The organism is Segatella hominis (assembly GCF_019249725.2).
GTDB lineage: Bacteria > Bacteroidota > Bacteroidia > Bacteroidales > Bacteroidaceae > Prevotella.
Genome location: NZ_CP137559.1, coordinates 3,250,106 through 3,266,733 on the forward strand (window position 1 = coordinate 3,250,106; position 16,628 = coordinate 3,266,733).

Here is a 16,628-nt window from a genome sequence, read left to right on the forward strand (position 1 = left end):
ATGTTCTTCTATGATGTTTCTTTTTCACGATGATGTCTTTATTTTACGATGTCTGCTGCATAGATTCCCATCGTCTTATAGCCTGTTGGGTTAGGATGGAGCCAGTCGTTGCTGGCGTATTCCCGCTTCATTCTTCTGTCATCATTCGGATCTTGAAGCAGCTTGGCGAAATCCAGGATGCCATCCACGTTCTTCGCCTGACTTCGAATCCAGTCGTTTACATAGAGGCGGGCAGCTTCGTGGAAGTGGGTATAATATCCTGCGCCCTTGAAAGGGGTGATGGTTCCCAGATAAACCTTCATCTTCCTTGCTTTCGCCTTCTTCATCATTCCCTGGATGCTCTCGATGATCTGTCTTGCCACGGTTTCGCTGCTTCCGCTCCTGGCTGCACCGATGTCGTTGATGCCTTCAAAGATTATCACCTTCTTCACGCCGTTCTGCATCAGGATGTCTCTGTCGAAGCGTTCCTTGGCTAGTGCGCCGAAACCACCTGGAACGGTTACACGGTTGTTGCCGATGCCCAGGTTCAGCACGCCCTGATTGGTTATCTTATGCTTCAGCTGTAGCATCTCCGACATGACGTCTGGCCAACGGTTCTGTGCATTGTCGGTAGAGCATTTTCCATCGGTGATGGAGTTTCCGATGATGGCGATGGCACTCATGTTGTTGTTCATCGTATAGACATCGATGCCGCTGATGTTGTACCAATGGTTCTCTCTGAAAGCCTTCACAAAGTTGGAGTGGGCATTGGTTACACCTTTCATGATATAAGAGGTGGTGCGGGAACCCATGTGGACGGTAGGGACTGATGGTGCGGATGTATAGTTGATGGTGATGGCAAGTCGCTGAAGAGGCTTGAGGTCATAGGGCAGGGCATCGCTTGTGATGCTTTTGCCAGCCGGAATCGTAACCTTGTATTGATTGCCGAATTTGAGATATTTCGCACTCTTGGGGGCGATGGCGAAAGAGTCTTTGGCATGGGCAATATAGATAGAACGGATGACAACCGGTTCGGTACTATAGATATTGCTGAGTTTCAGACGAATCATGTCGCCTCCGATGCTCACCTTGACCACCTGTCTCACGGAGCGGTTGGACATATTGTTATTATAGGGCATGAAGCTCTTCACGACGGTTTGTGGGGCAGTAGCCCATGTGCCTATCCATCCCTGTGCCGTAGCATTGATTGTTATAGCGCAGAGGAAAATAAAAAATGCAATAATTCTTTTCATTCTTCTCTTATAATATGTGATATATAAAAAGGGTCGATGCATTTTTCAGCACCGACCAACCTATAGTCTTCTTATAATGATTTTATTTCTTTTTCAGACAACCCTGTAAATTGCATGATTTGCTCAATAGACATTCCGCCTTTCATCATCTTTAAGGCTATTGAATTCTTTGCTTCGGTTTTGCCTTCGACTCTTCCTTCAGCTCTTCCTTCTTCCATACCTTCCAATTTTGCATTGCCAAGAACATCGTTTTGAATCATGATGGCATTCACGTGCTCATCGTATGCATGGCGCTCTGCATTTGTCATGGAATAATATTTCAGTTTTTCGCGAGCTTCCTGTAGTCCTGGAGCTTGAGTTTCAGGGTTGATAATGCCATTCTTCAGATATTCTACCCATTCCTCCAAAGGAGTTTTTGCCACTTTATTAAATTCGTTTACACGAACCAGAATATAAGTTGGGAATATCTCGGAAGGCGATTTCCTTACTATCGTATCTTTCTCTTTGGTACTGATAACAAGATGGTCTTGGGTATGCAAGCCCACGAAGTTATTCTGTCCCACATAAATATAGTCAGAACCCTTGCCCAAATCAAAGTAAAGAATGCTGATGGAATATACTTTCTTCACTTCTTTATAGGTATTACCTAAATTGATATGTTCTGTGATGGCTTTGGCAACTCCATAGAGCACACGTTCCAAGTAGTATAGCTCACTTGTATTTTGAATTTCAACGATGATGATTTCACCCTTGCTGTTCTTGGCCTTGATATCTACTCGGTTGAATTTGTCATCCGCTTCTTGTTGGTTTCCTTCGCTTTCAAGGATTTCCACAATCTTGATAGGCTCATTCAGAAACACAGTCAGGAAGCCCTCAAGCACTCCAAAGTTAGCCTTTTGGCGAAGCAAGCGCTTGATTGCCCAGTCAAATCTGATGTATCTATCTCTTAGCTCTGTCATATTTGCCTCCTTATTTTAAGGATTCAACTTTCGTGCTGCAAAGAAAATGCCAGCGAGCGCAATGTAAGCTTGCTTACAAATTGCCGAGTGCAGCTTTTCTTCTGCAAAGAAAATGCCAGCGAGCGCAATGAAAGCTTGCTTTCAAATTGCCGAGTGCAGCTTTTCTTCTGCAAAGATACGCTTTTCTTCTGAAAGATGCAAAGATTTTGGGGAAAATGTTTGAGGCTGAGGAAGATAAAAAGAAAAAGGTGTATCCTCCGCTTGCCCGTATTGTTGGGCAAGAAGGATACACCTTTCTTTAATTATTCTCCACGATAAATAGAGGTAATACCCACATATCATAAAATCGTAATATTTAGGCATAAGCTTGCTCCATTAATTTTTTGTTTCGTATCCAATACTTTTGAACGATGCTGATTTCAATATCATCCATATTGGTTTCTGTAACTTCACCCTCACTAGTCATAACAAGAGCATGATATGGCGGGTGTAGATACACTACACGTATAAGGCCTTCTTCGGTTTTCGAAAATGCATATCCGCAAACAATCATCATAGCATTTTCTGCCACGATTTTAATCTCTTCTTCCTTCATTATAATCTATTTTTACTGACTTGATTGGTTTGAGAAAAGTCTCAGGATTGATATACAGATTCTTCAATATGGGCAAAAGGTCAATATACTCTTCCGTTTCGCCCAAACCTTCATAATCAGCCATAACAACAATATATCCATTATCCCATTCCTTAACATCCACATATCGCTTGAGGCGCTTGGGAGTACGGAATCGGATATTACTATTGCCATATCGAAAAGAAGTCATATCTCCTTGATTAGAGAGTAACGCTTCTGATGAATTTTTCTTGTCGTCCATATTTACCTCCTTGTTTTAATGATTCACTTATCCTTCTGTTGCAAAAAATCCTTTTATTATGCTTGATAATAAATAGTATCTTCTGCATTTGACGGTTTGTATATACCAGCATCTGCGAACAGTCCTTCAAAGCATAAATCTTCGTTTAATTCAGGCCAATGAATACCATATCTACTCAATACGAAAGCCTTACGCTGTGCAGGTGTGGCGTTAGCAAGACGGTTCCAACGACTGAAAGGATAGTTAGCCTTCCAGCCATTTTGGGTTTCTGCCCAAATATGGGCATCGTCAACCCAAACGCGATTTACTCTATATTGCTCCATAATATCTTATTTTTGATTAAAATACTCTTTCTTGTTTCATTTCCATCCTTGATAACATGGACATGAATTGGTTCATGATCATTAGAATAAAACATGAATCTGAATCCGAAAAATATAAATATTGTTGGCATCGTTTCTTTTTTTGCAAAGATACGTTTTTCTTCTGAAAGAAGCAAGGATTTATTGGAAAATGTTTGAGGGTGAGGGAGATAAAAAAGGTGTATCCTCGCTTGCCCGATGTGTGGGGCAAGAAGGATACACCTTATTATATTATAGTCCTTTAATTTCCTGCTCTGTCAAACCAGTAATTAAAGCAATCTGCTCTATGCTCAATCCATTAGCCAGCATTTTGCGGGCAATGTCATTTTTCTCTTTGGTTCTTCCTTCTTCCATACCTTCCAGTCTTGCATTTCCCAAAACATCATTTTGAATCATGATGGCATTGATGTGCTCATCGTATGCATAACGTTCAGCATCCGACATGGAATAGTATTTCAGCTTCTCACGAGCTTCCTGCAGACCTGGCGCTTGGGTTTCAGGAGAGATGACACCATTCTTCAGATACTCAACCCATTCTTCCAATGGTGATTTAGCCACCCTATTGAATTCATTAACTCGAACCAGAATATAGGTTGGGAATATCTCTGAAGGCGATTTTCGCACTATCGTATCTTTCTCCTTAGTGCTGATGATCAGATGGTCTTGGGTATGCAAGCCCACGAAGTTATTTTGTCCCACATAAATATAGTCAGAACCCTTGCCCAGATCAAAGTACAGAATGCTGATGGAATATACCTTCTTCACCTCTTTGTAGGTATTTCCCAGATTGATATGCTCTGTGATGGCTTTGGCTACTCCATAGAGCACACGCTCCAGGTAATACAGTTCACTTGTGTTCTGTATCTCGACGATAATGATTTCTCCCTTGCTGTTTTTGGCCTTGATATCTACTCGGTTGAATTTGTCATCCGCTTCTTGTTGGTTTCCTTCACTTTCCAGAATATCAACAATCTTGATAGGTTCATTCAGAAACACTGTCAGGAAGCCCTCAAGCACCCCAAAGTTCGCCTTCTGGCGAAGCAAACGCTTAATAGCCCAGTCAAAACGTATGTATCTATCTCTTAGCTCTGTCATATTTGCCTCCTTATTTTAATGATTCAACTTTCGTGCTGCACAGATTATGCCAGTGAGCGCAATGAAAGCTTGCTTTCAAATTGCCGAGTGCAACTTTTCTTCTGCAAAGATACGCTTTTCTTCTGAAAGAAGCAAGGATTTATTGGAAAATGTTTGAGGGTGAGGGAGATAAAAAAGGTGTATCCTCGCTTGCCCGATGTGTGGGGCAAGAAGGATACACCTTATTATATTATAGTTCTTTTATTTCCTTTTCTGTCAAACCGATAATTAAAGCTATCTGCTCTATGCTCAATCCGTTATCCAGCATTTTGCGGGCGATATTGTTTTTCTCTTCAGCCCTACCTTCTTCCATATCTTCCAATCTTGCATTTCCCAAAACATCATTTTGAATCATGATGGCATTGATGTGCTCATCGTATGCATAACGTTCAGCATCCGACATGGAATAGTATTTCAGCTTCTCACGGGCTTCCTGCAGACCTGGTGCCTGGGTTTCTGGCGAGATGACTCCATTTTTCAGGTATTCTACCCATTCTTCCAATGGAGATTTAGCCACCTTGTTGAATTCGCGCGGCTGGTAGGCACACCTTTTTAGTATAATAAATCTAAAAATTTTTGGTTAGAACTCTACTTTCGCATATCTTTGCACTTAAAAAAAGTGGCACATGTGCCAGAAATTTTAAGTAGCATGAAGGAAATTAAGCGCGAATATTATCTCAACCAACTCATATCAAGCAAACAAAATGGCTTGATAAAGATAGTTACAGGTATCAGAAGATGTGGCAAATCATATCTTCTATTCAAGTTGTTTAGAGATCATCTCCTGGCAGATGGCATTTCTCCAGACCATATTATATCTCTGGCTTTGGATGATATACTGAACGATGAATACTGTGACCCCAAGAAACTGCTACACTATATTAAAGGTAACATCAAAGATTCTGAAATTCATTATGTCCTATTGGATGAAGTTCAAATGGTAAACAACTTTGTTGGAGCCTTGAACAGTCTTCTTCATATAGACAATGTGGATGTCTACGTAACAGGAAGCAATTCTAAGTTTCTATCTTCCGACATTGCCACAGAGTTCAGAGGAAGAGGTGATGAAATACGTATTTACCCTCTGTCTTTTTCAGAATATGTATCGGCTTACGATGGCAACAAAGAATATGCGTGGCGAGATTATATTACGTATGGCAGTTTGCCTTTAATCTTGTCTTTGGATACCCAGCAAAAGAAGATGAGTTATCTGCGTAATCTCTATACTACGGTGTATCTAAAAGACTTGATAGACAGAAATAATGTCAAGAAAAACACGGAGTTCGACTCTCTTGTTAAAGTAATGGCATCATCGGTAGGCTCACCATGCAATCCGAATAAATTGAGCAACACTTTCAAGAGCGTAAGCAATGCAGACCTGTCTCCGTTAACAATCGACAATTACTTAGGATTCTTGCAAGAAGCCTTCCTGATAGAGAAAGCGATGCGGTATGACATTAAGGGGAAAAAGTACATCGGTACATTGTCTAAATACTATTTCGTAGACTTAGGACTGCGCAATAGCCTTCTGGATTTCCGTCAAATAGAAGAAACCCATCTCATGGAAAATGTGATATACAATGAATTACGATGCCGTGGCTATCTTGTGGATGTTGGTATGGTAGAAACTCGTACCAGAACACCGCAACAAGGAATGATGCGCAAGCAATTGGAAGTAGATTTTGTAGTCAACAATGGCTCTAAGCGTTATTACATCCAATCTGCCCTTGCTCTTCCTGATAAGGAAAAGATAGAACAAGAATCTGCATCACTAAAACATATCTCAGATAACTTCCAGAAGATAATCATAGTAAAGGACAATATTGTTTCTCATCACAATGAAGCAGGCATCTTGTTCATAAGCTTGTTTGATTTTCTTTTGCAACGAAACATATTAGAATAGGCTTCCACTTAAAAAAAGTGGCACATGTGCCATGAATTTTAAGTAGAGGCATCTATTCGAGCAGTCCTTAGGAAGCAAGTAAGCACTGGGAGGGCAGGTGTGTTACCTGCCCAATAGCAAGAATGCCCTATAACCATAAAGCTACGATTGTACAACAATATATCCGTTATCCCATTCCTTAACATCCACATATCGCTTGAGGCGCTTGGGAGTACGGAATCGGATATTACTATTGCCATATCGAAAAGAAGTCATATCTCCTTGATTAGAGAGTAACGCTTCTGATGAAAGATTCTTATTGTCCATATTTACCTCCTTGTTTTAATGATTCAACTTTTGTGCTGCACAGATTATGCCAGCGAGCGCAATGAAAGCTTGCTTTCAAATTGCCGAGTGCAGCTTTTCTTCTGCAAAGATACGCTTTTCTTCTGACAGAAGCAAGGAATTATTGAAAAATGTTTGAGGGTGAGGGAGATAACAAAAAAAGCAAAGAAAAAGGCTTTTTTGTTGTCACTATCAAAATATTTATGTACTTTTGCAAAAACAAAAAACCCGGGGTCATCACCAGCATCGAATAATCTGGGAGAGGGCCTTACCGGGACTGCGCTGCAAAGATAAGAATAAAAATGGAATATACCAAAGATTTTTTCGAAAAAGTTTTCTTGATATTCCTTAGGGAAAAGTAATGATGAAAATTCAACAATGCCCACCCTAGGTACGGTAAGTAACCATGGGTGGGCATTGTCTTTAATGAATGATGCATGATAGAAGAGTTTTTTACTTCACAACCTTTCTCGTTGTGTCGCCTTGCTTCACAATCAATACGCCGTGAGCAGGAACATCATCAAGACAGAAGTCCTGTGTCTTCGACTTATACACCTCCTGACCTTGCATATTATATATATAGGTGTAAGGAGCAGAGACGTTCTGCTTTACAGTAACGGCAGAGATGGCAGAAGTGCCATCCTGTGCTAATGTCATCGTGCCATCGGCAGCAACGGCAAGTGTGTACATGATGGTGCCACCTACGCCTCGTAAGCATTGATAAGAACTTTCTTTGGTCGACTTAGAACCAACAAACAGCTTATAAGTTCCTGCAGAAATATTCTTTAACTCAGGCTCCTGACTCAGATTGAAATCAACTTCAGGATGATCACTATCACCATAACTAAAACCACTCAACATACCAACATAAGGTGTTTCTGTATCCGTCTCGAAAATAGAATCAGTATAGAGTTTACTACTGTTGTCACCCATGCCTTGCAGCACGAAATCTAATCTGCCCTCGAACACGCGATGACTGTAATTATAGGCGTTAGTCAGTTTGACGTGCAACTCGTTATCGCTGATATAGAAACTATATCCGTCAGTTACCCATTGCGAAATGTTTTCTTCGTCAGCACTCGGAGTCTCCTGTTTCTTGAACCCTAAAACCATACTTTGACCAATGTTGAAACCCTCTCCGGTAAACCCAGTGATATTAGGTCTCAGAACATCAATGTCAAACCATCCGTCTCCAGACTTTCCCCATCCCCAGTTGACATGTACTTTCCCATCTTCCTGTATACCATCGAGCAAGAAGGCATGACCTCCATCTATCTCATCGCTACCGCAGTAGAGAACAGGCTGTTTAGCTTCCATTTCTTTGCGTACCAATTCCATCCATTCCGCATCGGTATAGAAGTCGCGCTGCAGACAGCTGATAGCCAAAGAATCATATCTGAAGTTCTCGGCAAATCCCTTGGCTGCATACCATTCTATAGTACCACTGCTATTAGTCTGATAATTCATTTGACTGGCAGCACCGGCATCAGCCATCAGTGTGGCTACGGCATCATTCTCGTCGTCGGACAATATTCCATAGCTTGACTGCATAGCTGTCCATTGATAAGTATGTCCCAGTTCTCGCTTATACCACTTAGTGGTGCCCTCTTTGTCATTTTTATCTTTATACGTAGTTACGGAATATATGCCTGTACCCTTACTTGTATCAGGATATTGATAGTACTTCATAATCTGTGCCATAGCTGTAGCTATACAACCCGTTGGGGCGGCGCTGCCATTAATCTGAGGACAAAGATTGTTGAAGGGTGTGTCCTGATTCCAGTAGGTCTTGATAAAATAGGTGGGGCGTCCACTTGCTGCCATTAGGTTAGCACGATAAGTAATACCTTTGGCTTTCATCCTTTCAAGTGATTTGTTGGCAGTATTCAGCCACCACTTCATGCCACAAGGCATATTATTTACATCAAAGTCTTCATCAGAAATTCCAAGCACAGGCTCTATGTCGTCGTCTTTGCTGATGAACACCACCCCTTTGCCCTTGATTCCATAGACATTGACCATATCTAATGACTGATATTTCTCAACGGTAATATTGGCTGCTGCCTTCTTGGCTCCACCTGCCTGAAGATTTGAGGAGCAGAGTGCTTGCAGTGCTATTGTCTGCATTTCCTCTTCGCTTCGGTTGTTAGCGAAGTTTGGCATAGCGAGCAGAGAAGCAATAAAAAGTGTAAGAGTCTTTCTCATATTATATAAATTTATTTGGGGGTAAAACTGACTCTAAACAAGAATGGCGAAGCACTTGTTGCTTCGCCATTCTCTATAGAATATAATAAACTTTTTGTTTACTCGTTGGGCTCGAAAGTATCGTAACCTGAGATATTATTCAAGTTACCTGCACTTACATACCACTGCATCAAAATCATGCAGTAATAATCATCGTACATGAAGCTTGATGAGTTTACCGACTGGCGAGTGAGACCATCTGCATAAGAGATTAATCCGTAGTCACCATAAGTAAATGGAGTAGCCTGCTCAGGAACTACAAGCTGGGTGATGGTAAGTCCATTTTCGTCTGTTCCCTTTTTGTCTGTAAGATTAAAGGTCATGTGCTTACCTGTTCCCCAGAAGTTCTTGAAGCGGAAGAGTTTCGGATTGGCATCATTTACCTGTAAGGTGGCAGCCTTGGAAGCGCCAAACAACTGAGCACCGACACCATTAAAATTGTAAGTACCCTCGGCTACTGTAGTCCAGCTGTTGGCAGTAAACTGTACTGTAGCCAAAGACTTTCCACCACCTACAGCTACCACGGCTATAGTGTTGTCACCACTAAGGCTCTTGATGGTCTTGTCAATATTGGCAGCACCTTCTGCACCTTCAATCTTCTCACCATTCTCAACCACATAGTCCTTATAGCCTTCCTCGCCCAGTTGAGTAAGACGGCTTTCGTAATCAGCAGTTTTCTCTACCAGCAGATAAGCACTCTGTGTAGCGCTGTTGGTAGCGATACGAATCTGCGTATCAATATCAGCATCATTAGGCTCTGTGGCTGTGTACTGATAAAGAGTTGCTTTAGCTTGGCTATCAGAACCGATGTCGGAACCTTCATCCTCAGAGCAGGCGGTCAGCATGACTACCGAAACGAGGGCAAAGAACAGTCCATAAATATATTTTTTCATATTCTTTTCTTTTATCTGTTAAACTAAAGTTTTACCATACATACTCTTCTGAGTCGCCTTGAGGAGTTGTTACCATCGGGTTCTGAGTACAATCGGCATTGTATGCACCCTCACTCTCTACAATCATCAAGGTCATCCATTGTGGCACACCAGTTGTGTTCCAACGAGATTCCTCGCAGTGGTTAGTACCGGCATAGCTGCGAATCACACTCTTGCCAAAGCGCTTGATGTCGAGAGTAGCGAAGCCCTCGCCCCAAAGCTCTACACGACGCTGCCACCAAATCTCATTCTGGAAGCCGGAGTTACTGCTGTTGCCATACTTATCGTTGACGTGCTTGCCATATACGAATTGTGGGTCACGTGCCTTGGCAAAAGCCTCAAGCAACTGCTTGCCACGAGCTTCGTCCTGCATACCTGCAGCCTCTGCCTCGATGAGCTTCATTTCCTCAACACGCATCAATGGAACAGACTGGAGGAAGCCCTTAAACTGATTGTTGTGTCCCTCTACGCCATTGGCTGTACGGAACTTCAAGCTCAGACCACCTGTTCCTGGCCACTTGGCCATTTCGGCAGAATACTCAAGCCATGTAGGATAGTCAGAATATTCCTTCAACTTATTCTCGAGTTCCGTACCTTCCATGTCGTTGGTAGAGAAGTCAACAAAGCACTTCTTGCGACAGTCGGTAGCAGGAATGGTCTCATAGAGGTGACGGTCTATCAACTTGGCATCACCATAGTTGGCAGCATAGCCACAGGCAGAGACATCCTTGTCTGGGTTGATCTCAAGCGACATCTGAGATCCCCAAGAAGTATCAGCATCGTTGAATTTGATACATGGGTCAGTGTCCTTGTAAGTCACACAGAACATCCATGCCTCGTTAGGAGTGTTGAAACCTGTCTCACGATCGGTATATTCTGCAGAAGACATCACAGAATATCCTGCTTGTGCCTTTTTGGCATATTCTTCTGCCTTGTCCCATTTGCCCATTACGAGGTAGGCACGTGCCTTCAGACCATAAACGACAGAAACATCAGGAGTAGTCTTGTCCGGACGCTCATAGCCAGCAAGATATTCCTCTGCCTTGTCGAGGTCGGAGATGATGAAGTTCCACATCTTCTCGTTGGTAGCACGAGGGTTGTGGTTCATGTCGATGCTCTCGTCATCAGAAACGATAGGCACGGTCTCTGCCTCTGGATTCTTGGTATAAGTCTCGTTGGCATACATCTGTGCCATATCCTCATAAAAGAAGGCGCGCATGGCGTATGCGATACCCACGCCACTCTTCTGCTCTTCTGTAGGATTGCCTGCACCCATCTTGATGACAGTATTACAGTTCTTGATCCACGCATAATATACAGTCCATGGAATTTGACACATCAAATATTGTGGTGTCAACACATCGAAAGTATTGTACCAGACTGTGAAAAATCCTGGTGCAACAGTGGCTGGATAAGCGATATCCTGACCCATAAGGTCACGCTGAATCATCTGTGAAGGATAACCGAAATCGTAGTTATTATCACCCAATTTGGAACTAGAGAACATCATTGGGCGACCATTCATATCGGCTGTTATAGCCGATACGAACTTGTTGAACGAGTTGGGAGCCGAAGCAGCCTGGTCTATGGTTACGGTGCTGCTCTGTGGGTCAATTTCTTCGATACAACTGGTGAACGAAGTAGCTGCCAATGCAAGAGCAACAAATGTTGTTTTATTTATTTTCATCATTGTTTCGTCTTTTAATGTTTTTAGAACGTCAATTGAATACCACCAGAGATATTACGTGTAGGAGAGTAACTTGTGCCAGTCACACCGTCATAAGAGTAGCGTGGATCCAAGCCCTTGCGAGCTGAGATGAAACCAAGGTTCTCACCAGAGCAGTAAATGCGAATCTTAGAGAAGTATGGTATCAAGTTCTTTGGGAAGGTGTAACCTACTGTGAATGACTGGAAGTTGAAGTAACTTGCGTTGGTCAAGAAACGGTCAGATGCCTGACTGTTGTCATCACCATACTGCCAGCGAGGAATGTTGCTGCTGGTATTGTTAGGACTCCATGACTTGATATAGTCCTTATGAATAGCCACACCACCTGTAGAGTTGGCTGTCAGAGGATTCATCAAACCAGCATACTTCATATCGTACACCTTGCCTCCAATCTGGTAGTCGAAGCTGAATGTAGCATCAAATCCCTTATAAGAAACAGTGGTGCTAAGACCGCCAGATACCTTTGGCAACAAAGAACCTGTCTCATAGTTGCTGGCCTTGCTGGCGTCAGTTGTAGTGTAAGACAACTTCTGACCAGGGCGACCTGTTCTTTCACTGTCTGAGATATCCTCGTCTACCCAATAGAGTGCCTCACCCTTTTCGTTGACGCCAGCATACTTAGGCAGGAAACCATTGTAGAGAGGTCCACCCTCCTTGTACCAATACATGGTGTAGTTCATGTCACTTGTCTGTGAGAAGCCACCATATTGGTTCTTTGAAGTAGAGTCAAGCTTCAATATTTCGGTCTTGTTGTGTGCCAAGTTTGCTGTAACTGACCAGTCGAAATCCTTAGTGCGGAAAATGTGACCTGTCAAGGTCAGCTCAACACCCGTGTTGCGAAGGTCACCCACATTGCTGTAGTAGCCACGAGTACCCTGTGACTCTGGCACACGCAGCCAGAAGAGCAAGTCGGTGGTCTTCTTGGTATAGAAGTCGAAGCTACCACTCAAGCGACCCTTGAAGAAACTGAACTCTGTACCAATGTTGAAGTTGGTGGTAGTTTCCCAAGTGATATTCTTGTTACCCAATTGTGCGAAAGATGCAGACATCGTATCTGAAACCTGAGACAAGGTATAGAGGTCGGTGTAAGCCCAGTTGCCGATGTTATCGTTACCCTGCTGACCGATAGAAGCCTTCAACTTCAACTCGTCTACCCAAGGAGCTTTAAACCAAGCCTCCTTGTTGATCAGCCAAGCAGCGCCTACTGACCAGAAGCTACCCCAACGGTTCTCCTTGGCAAAGCGTGAAGAAGCATCACGACGATAAGAGAAAGAGCCGAAGTACTTGTTGTCGTAGTTGTACTGCGCATTACCGAAGAAACCTTCTACGTTGTATCCTGTTTCATAACCGCTACTATCTTTCTTCTTAGCAAAAGCACTAATCTGCAAGATGTTTGGCGAGAAACCGCCCTCAGCCAATGCAGTAAGATAAGTGCTGTTAATCTTGTAGTATTCGTGACCAAGCATTACGGTAATACCATGCTTGCCAAAGTTGTCGAAATAGGTAAGAGTCTGTACGTGGTTCTGACGCCAGCTTTCTGTAGAAGACTTAGAAAGCGAACCGTTCACACCCGCCTTTGATCCGAAGAATGGATTGGCATAGCCTGTCGCATTGGTCTGTCCCCAGATAATGGTGCTGGTCAAGTTGGCCTTCAAGAAGTCTGTAATCTGGAAGTCTGCAGTAAATGTACCATTCAACTGATGACCCTTGCTCTCACTCTTGTCATAGTTGTTGGAAGCAATAGGGTTGTAGTTGTTGTTGAATGGACGGTTGATACCTAATGTAGAAGAGCCCAAGTCGTACAAAGGCAAGCCTCTCTCGTCGGTTGGGATATATACGTTGCCATTTTCGTCAATCTGACGGAGATACAATGGATAAATAGGAGCCATGCTGGATGTGAAGCTCAAGCTGGTACTTAAGTTGGCATCGGCTGCCTGTGTAGAGTTTACAAAGCCAATGTTGGCGCCCAACTTCAACCACTTCTTGATCTGATAGTCGGCCTTCAATCGAGCAGTGATACGCTCGAAACTTGAGTTCTTGATGATACCCTCATCATTCAAGTAACCTAAGCTGGCATAATAAGAAGAACGGTCAGAACCGCCACTTGCGTTTACGTTATATTCCTGACGCAAAGAGTTCTGGAACACAGCATCTGTCCAGTCGTCAGGTGTTACATAGTATGACTTACCGCCGGCACCTGTGATAGTGCGGCCTAAAGTTGCATTAGGATTCAACTTGCCGTCCAAACCAATGAGCTGCTCTGTGTCAGGATAACTGTACACATTGTATGCCAACTTGTTCAACATAGCGGAGTTTGCCTTTACATTGGCTGCACTGACATTCAAGCCATCACCATAGTAATATTTGTTGTAATATTCAGAGTACACAGCCTCGTAATACTGACCTGGGTCTGTGATAACATCATACTCAGGAACGGCACGAGAGTTGGAACCCCACTTCATGTCGACATTAATCTTTCCTTCAGAATTGTTGGCACCCTTCTTGGTTGTTACAATGATAACACCAGCAGCACCACGTGCACCATAAAGAGCAGCAGAGGCAGCATCCTTCAATACAGTAACCGACTCGATATCATCGGTAGGGATATTAGAAAGACTTGCAGAATAAGGAGCACCATCGACAATTACCAATGGGTCTGTAGCTGCATACATAGAAGCAATACCACGAATGTTGATACTACCCTGACCTGCACCAGGTTGACCAGAGCTACCGCGCATCTGCAAACCAGAGACAGACCCAACCAAAGCATCAGCTACGTTAGTAGTAACTTTCTTGGAAAGTTCTTCAGAACCGATAACTGCAGCCGAACCTGTAAAGGCGCTCTTCTTGGCAGTACCGTAAGCAACAACCATTACCTCGTCCAAAGAATGATTGTCTGCATCCAGAACAATCTTCATGTTCTTGCCAGCCTTTACTGACTTGCTCTGCATGCCAATATAAGTAATTTCCAGCTTGGCACCAGCTGGAGCGTTCAATGAAAAGTTACCATCAATATCGGTAACTGTACCAGTGTTTGTACCTGTCACCTTAATGGAAGCACCGATAACAGGGCTGCCATCCTCAGAAGAGGTAACCTTACCAGAGATTTGACTTTGCGCAAATGCCATGCTCGTACTAACGGCTATGGCTGCGGCTACTGTCATGAGTCTTTTTTCCATAAATCTCTCTCTCTTTTAAAAAATTAATATATAATGTTATTTCTTTCTCTACATATCACAAGGTACTCTTTATTGGGGAGATACCTAAGAATGCTTTCTCTACCTCTTGTCCCGAGGTGGAAGAGTTATACCTTATTATATATACGCCTGTCTCAAATCCCTTTTTCCAAGAGTTTAAAACTCTCCTTATGGTAAGAGAACTTAGCAAAATTTTAAAAATATTTTTAATCGGTTGCAAAAATACATAATATTTAGCTTTTCTCCAAATATTTTTTGTAAAAAGTTGCATTTTACTTGCATTTTGTTACAAAAAGACTATTTTTGTGTCTTATTTTCTTGCTTTTATAAGTAAAATATTACTTTTTAAAGGAAATTACTGTTTGTTCAACCAATCCCTTTATGAGATTCACATTTATCATTTTTGCCTTAGGATGCCGTTTTTATCTTAAAAGGGCAGTTTATTGCCTTTATTGACGCACTTCTTTCCATAATCCATTCTTTTTTTTCTTAAAAAGTAATAATCAGCGGATTACAAAAATAAAATCACATTTTCCTAAGGAGTTTCTCCCTTCTTGTAGCAGCTCCCCAAAGTGGAACACGAAAAATCCAGAGTATGGTGCACTTGGTGAAGGGAGAAATCGAGTATAGGCTCTGCTTTTTATATTCCTATATCTTGCATCAATGATTGGTTGGCAGAAGCCAGATTGGAATCAAAAAGACTTTTTATATAAACGAAGGTGGTGGAAGTCTTGGTATGTCCTAATGCCTTTCCGATTAATCCAATATCCATGTTATGCTGATAGGCGATACTCGCCCACGAGTGTCGAACCACATAAGAGGAAAGAGGGATAGATGAAGAAATCTTTTTGGAAAGAACATGCAACGAGTAGTTGTATTGGCGCAACCGACGAAGATATTCACGATGAAGCAAGTCAGGGGATTGAGTCGTTAACAATGGGAAAACATAGATGGAGTCAGAAGAACTATATCGTGAGATAATAGCTTGCATAGCTGGGACGAGGGCAATACTGATAGGCTGACCAGTCTTATGTCGAGCATATCGGATGACGTTATCTTTCATCTGGCTTTTCTTTAAGTAAGCAATATCAACAAAAGGCATCCCCATTGCATAAAAACTAAAAATAAAGATATCTCGAGACATCGCCAAGGTAGAACCCTCTTCCAAGTCCAAATCATGGAGTTTGCGGATTTCACTTTCGGTAATACTTCGTTTGGCAGTCTTCGTTCTTCCTGTGAAAGCTTTTGTAAAAGGACACACATCATCATTCGAAGAATATTCCTCTGCCCACCGATTGTACATTGCTCGTAAGGATCGAAGATAAGCTGAAATCGTATTGAGGCAAATACCCTTGTCACTTAGCCATCGCTGATAAAGCTCTACCTCTTGACTATCCATCTCAGAGAAAGTCCAGTCTTCACGTTGCAAGAACTTTGTCCAAGAGCGAGCCGCAGTCAAATAATTACTCGCAGTCTTGAACTTCTCCTCTTTCTTCAGCATTTCCACTTGGGAATGTACTATTTTCCATCCTAATACTTTTTTCTCCTTTTTCGTTGCAGCTTGTTTCTTGCCCTTACCAAGACTAAATTCAAATTTGAAATACATCATAATCTTTTATTTTTTATTATTAGACATACGGGGTTATACCCGATTAGTACATAAATACTATAAATATTTGGGACGTTATAGACGGAATCATCCAAAAACGCTCCAATTTCACCACCTCGGGACAAGAGGTA

General features: G+C 42.4%; 15 protein-coding genes and 1 pseudogene. 1 reads left to right on the plus strand and 15 read right to left on the minus strand.

From position 1 onward, the window contains the following. Positions 1-38: 38 nt before the first annotated feature. The 8 genes and pseudogenes from KUA50_RS13190 to KUA50_RS13225 all read right to left on the minus strand — a co-directional run. Positions 39-1,232, minus strand: a complete 1,194-nt coding sequence (locus tag KUA50_RS13190) for a GDSL-type esterase/lipase family protein (protein WP_218455863.1) — start codon at positions 1,230-1,232, stop codon at positions 39-41. Between the two features lie 71 nt (positions 1,233-1,303). Beyond that, a complete protein-coding gene (locus KUA50_RS13195; RefSeq protein ID WP_218455864.1) occupies positions 1,304-2,191 on the minus strand; it encodes an Rpn family recombination-promoting nuclease/putative transposase in 888 nt (295 codons plus the stop codon). Positions 2,192-2,546: 355 nt separating this feature from the next. Beyond that, positions 2,547-2,786, minus strand: coding sequence for a toxin-antitoxin system, toxin component (locus KUA50_RS13200; protein ID WP_218455865.1), 240 nt, complete (start codon positions 2,784-2,786; stop codon positions 2,547-2,549). After that, positions 2,767-3,066, minus strand: a complete 300-nt coding sequence (locus KUA50_RS13205; protein WP_218455866.1) for a hypothetical protein — start codon at positions 3,064-3,066, stop codon at positions 2,767-2,769. The genes KUA50_RS13200 and KUA50_RS13205 overlap by 20 nt, the downstream gene beginning before the upstream one ends. 56 nt (positions 3,067-3,122) lie before the next feature. Then, positions 3,123-3,389, minus strand: coding sequence for a DUF2442 domain-containing protein (locus KUA50_RS13210; protein WP_118116581.1), 267 nt, complete (start codon positions 3,387-3,389; stop codon positions 3,123-3,125). Further along, positions 3,371-3,520 carry a DUF4160 domain-containing protein gene (locus tag KUA50_RS13215; RefSeq protein ID WP_318346041.1) on the minus strand — a complete coding sequence of 50 codons (150 nt, stop codon included), beginning with the start codon at positions 3,518-3,520 and terminating at the stop codon, positions 3,371-3,373. Before KUA50_RS13215 ends, KUA50_RS13210 begins: the two co-directional genes overlap by 19 nt. Positions 3,521-3,659: 139 nt before the next feature. Next, positions 3,660-4,523, minus strand: a complete 864-nt coding sequence (locus KUA50_RS13220; RefSeq protein ID WP_218455867.1) for an Rpn family recombination-promoting nuclease/putative transposase — start codon at positions 4,521-4,523, stop codon at positions 3,660-3,662. Positions 4,524-4,752: 229 nt separating this feature from the next. Further along, positions 4,753-5,091, minus strand: a pseudogene (locus KUA50_RS13225) (Rpn family recombination-promoting nuclease/putative transposase); the annotation flags it as partial. Between the two features lie 120 nt (positions 5,092-5,211). Between KUA50_RS13225 and KUA50_RS13230 the strand changes: the two are divergent. Continuing rightward, positions 5,212-6,465, plus strand: coding sequence for an ATP-binding protein (locus tag KUA50_RS13230; protein ID WP_218455868.1), 1,254 nt, complete (start codon positions 5,212-5,214; stop codon positions 6,463-6,465). Between the two features lie 141 nt (positions 6,466-6,606). On the opposite strand, the gene KUA50_RS13235 is transcribed toward KUA50_RS13230, so the two are convergent. The 7 genes from KUA50_RS13235 to KUA50_RS13265 all read right to left on the minus strand — a co-directional run bounded on the left by KUA50_RS13235 (position 6,607) and on the right by KUA50_RS13265 (position 16,497). After that, the gene (locus tag KUA50_RS13235; protein WP_218455869.1) at positions 6,607-6,771 is read right to left on the minus strand and encodes a hypothetical protein; all 165 of its coding nucleotides are present in this window, start codon (positions 6,769-6,771) and stop codon (positions 6,607-6,609) included. Between the two features lie 44 nt (positions 6,772-6,815). Beyond that, positions 6,816-7,175 (minus strand): hypothetical protein, encoded by a 360-nt coding sequence (locus tag KUA50_RS13240; RefSeq protein WP_318346042.1) that lies wholly within the window; start codon positions 7,173-7,175, stop codon positions 6,816-6,818. Between the two features lie 67 nt (positions 7,176-7,242). Next, a complete protein-coding gene (locus KUA50_RS13245; RefSeq protein ID WP_218455870.1) occupies positions 7,243-8,994 on the minus strand; it encodes a C10 family peptidase in 1,752 nt (583 codons plus the stop codon). Positions 8,995-9,092: 98 nt separating this feature from the next. Further along, positions 9,093-9,926 (minus strand): hypothetical protein, encoded by an 834-nt coding sequence (locus tag KUA50_RS13250; RefSeq protein WP_218455871.1) that lies wholly within the window; start codon positions 9,924-9,926, stop codon positions 9,093-9,095. 31 nt (positions 9,927-9,957) lie between these two features. Further along, positions 9,958-11,655 (minus strand): RagB/SusD family nutrient uptake outer membrane protein, encoded by a 1,698-nt coding sequence (locus KUA50_RS13255; RefSeq protein ID WP_218455872.1) that lies wholly within the window; start codon positions 11,653-11,655, stop codon positions 9,958-9,960. A 20-nt stretch (positions 11,656-11,675) separates the two neighbouring features. Next, positions 11,676-14,870, minus strand: coding sequence for a SusC/RagA family TonB-linked outer membrane protein (locus tag KUA50_RS13260; protein ID WP_218455873.1), 3,195 nt, complete (start codon positions 14,868-14,870; stop codon positions 11,676-11,678). Positions 14,871-15,528: 658 nt separating this feature from the next. Continuing rightward, a complete protein-coding gene (locus KUA50_RS13265; RefSeq protein ID WP_022109915.1) occupies positions 15,529-16,497 on the minus strand; it encodes a tyrosine-type recombinase/integrase in 969 nt (322 codons plus the stop codon). Between the last annotated feature and the right edge of the window lie 131 nt (positions 16,498-16,628).

Excerpts from the sequence above, each read along its gene's own strand:
- KUA50_RS13255 (WP_218455872.1), bottom strand. The coding sequence starts at position 11,655 with ATGATGAAAATAAATAAAACAACATTTGTTGCTCTTGCATTGGCAGCT.
- KUA50_RS13210 (WP_118116581.1), bottom strand. The coding sequence starts at position 3,389 with ATGGAGCAATATAGAGTAAATCGCGTTTGGGTTGACGATGCCCATATT.
- KUA50_RS13200 (WP_218455865.1), bottom strand. The coding sequence starts at position 2,786 with ATGAAGGAAGAAGAGATTAAAATCGTGGCAGAAAATGCTATGATGATT.
- KUA50_RS13250 (WP_218455871.1), bottom strand. The coding sequence starts at position 9,926 with ATGAAAAAATATATTTATGGACTGTTCTTTGCCCTCGTTTCGGTAGTC.
- KUA50_RS13195 (WP_218455864.1), bottom strand. The coding sequence starts at position 2,191 with ATGACAGAGCTAAGAGATAGATACATCAGATTTGACTGGGCAATCAAG.
- KUA50_RS13230 (WP_218455868.1), top strand. The coding sequence starts at position 5,212 with ATGAAGGAAATTAAGCGCGAATATTATCTCAACCAACTCATATCAAGC.
- KUA50_RS13245 (WP_218455870.1), bottom strand. The coding sequence starts at position 8,994 with ATGAGAAAGACTCTTACACTTTTTATTGCTTCTCTGCTCGCTATGCCA.
- KUA50_RS13190 (WP_218455863.1), bottom strand. The coding sequence starts at position 1,232 with ATGAAAAGAATTATTGCATTTTTTATTTTCCTCTGCGCTATAACAATC.
- KUA50_RS13260 (WP_218455873.1), bottom strand. The coding sequence starts at position 14,870 with ATGGAAAAAAGACTCATGACAGTAGCCGCAGCCATAGCCGTTAGTACG.
- KUA50_RS13235 (WP_218455869.1), bottom strand. The coding sequence starts at position 6,771 with ATGGACAATAAGAATCTTTCATCAGAAGCGTTACTCTCTAATCAAGGA.
- KUA50_RS13205 (WP_218455866.1), bottom strand. The coding sequence starts at position 3,066 with ATGGACGACAAGAAAAATTCATCAGAAGCGTTACTCTCTAATCAAGGA.
- KUA50_RS13215 (WP_318346041.1), bottom strand. The coding sequence starts at position 3,520 with ATGCCAACAATATTTATATTTTTCGGATTCAGATTCATGTTTTATTCT.
- KUA50_RS13220 (WP_218455867.1), bottom strand. The coding sequence starts at position 4,523 with ATGACAGAGCTAAGAGATAGATACATACGTTTTGACTGGGCTATTAAG.
- KUA50_RS13265 (WP_022109915.1), bottom strand. The coding sequence starts at position 16,497 with ATGATGTATTTCAAATTTGAATTTAGTCTTGGTAAGGGCAAGAAACAA.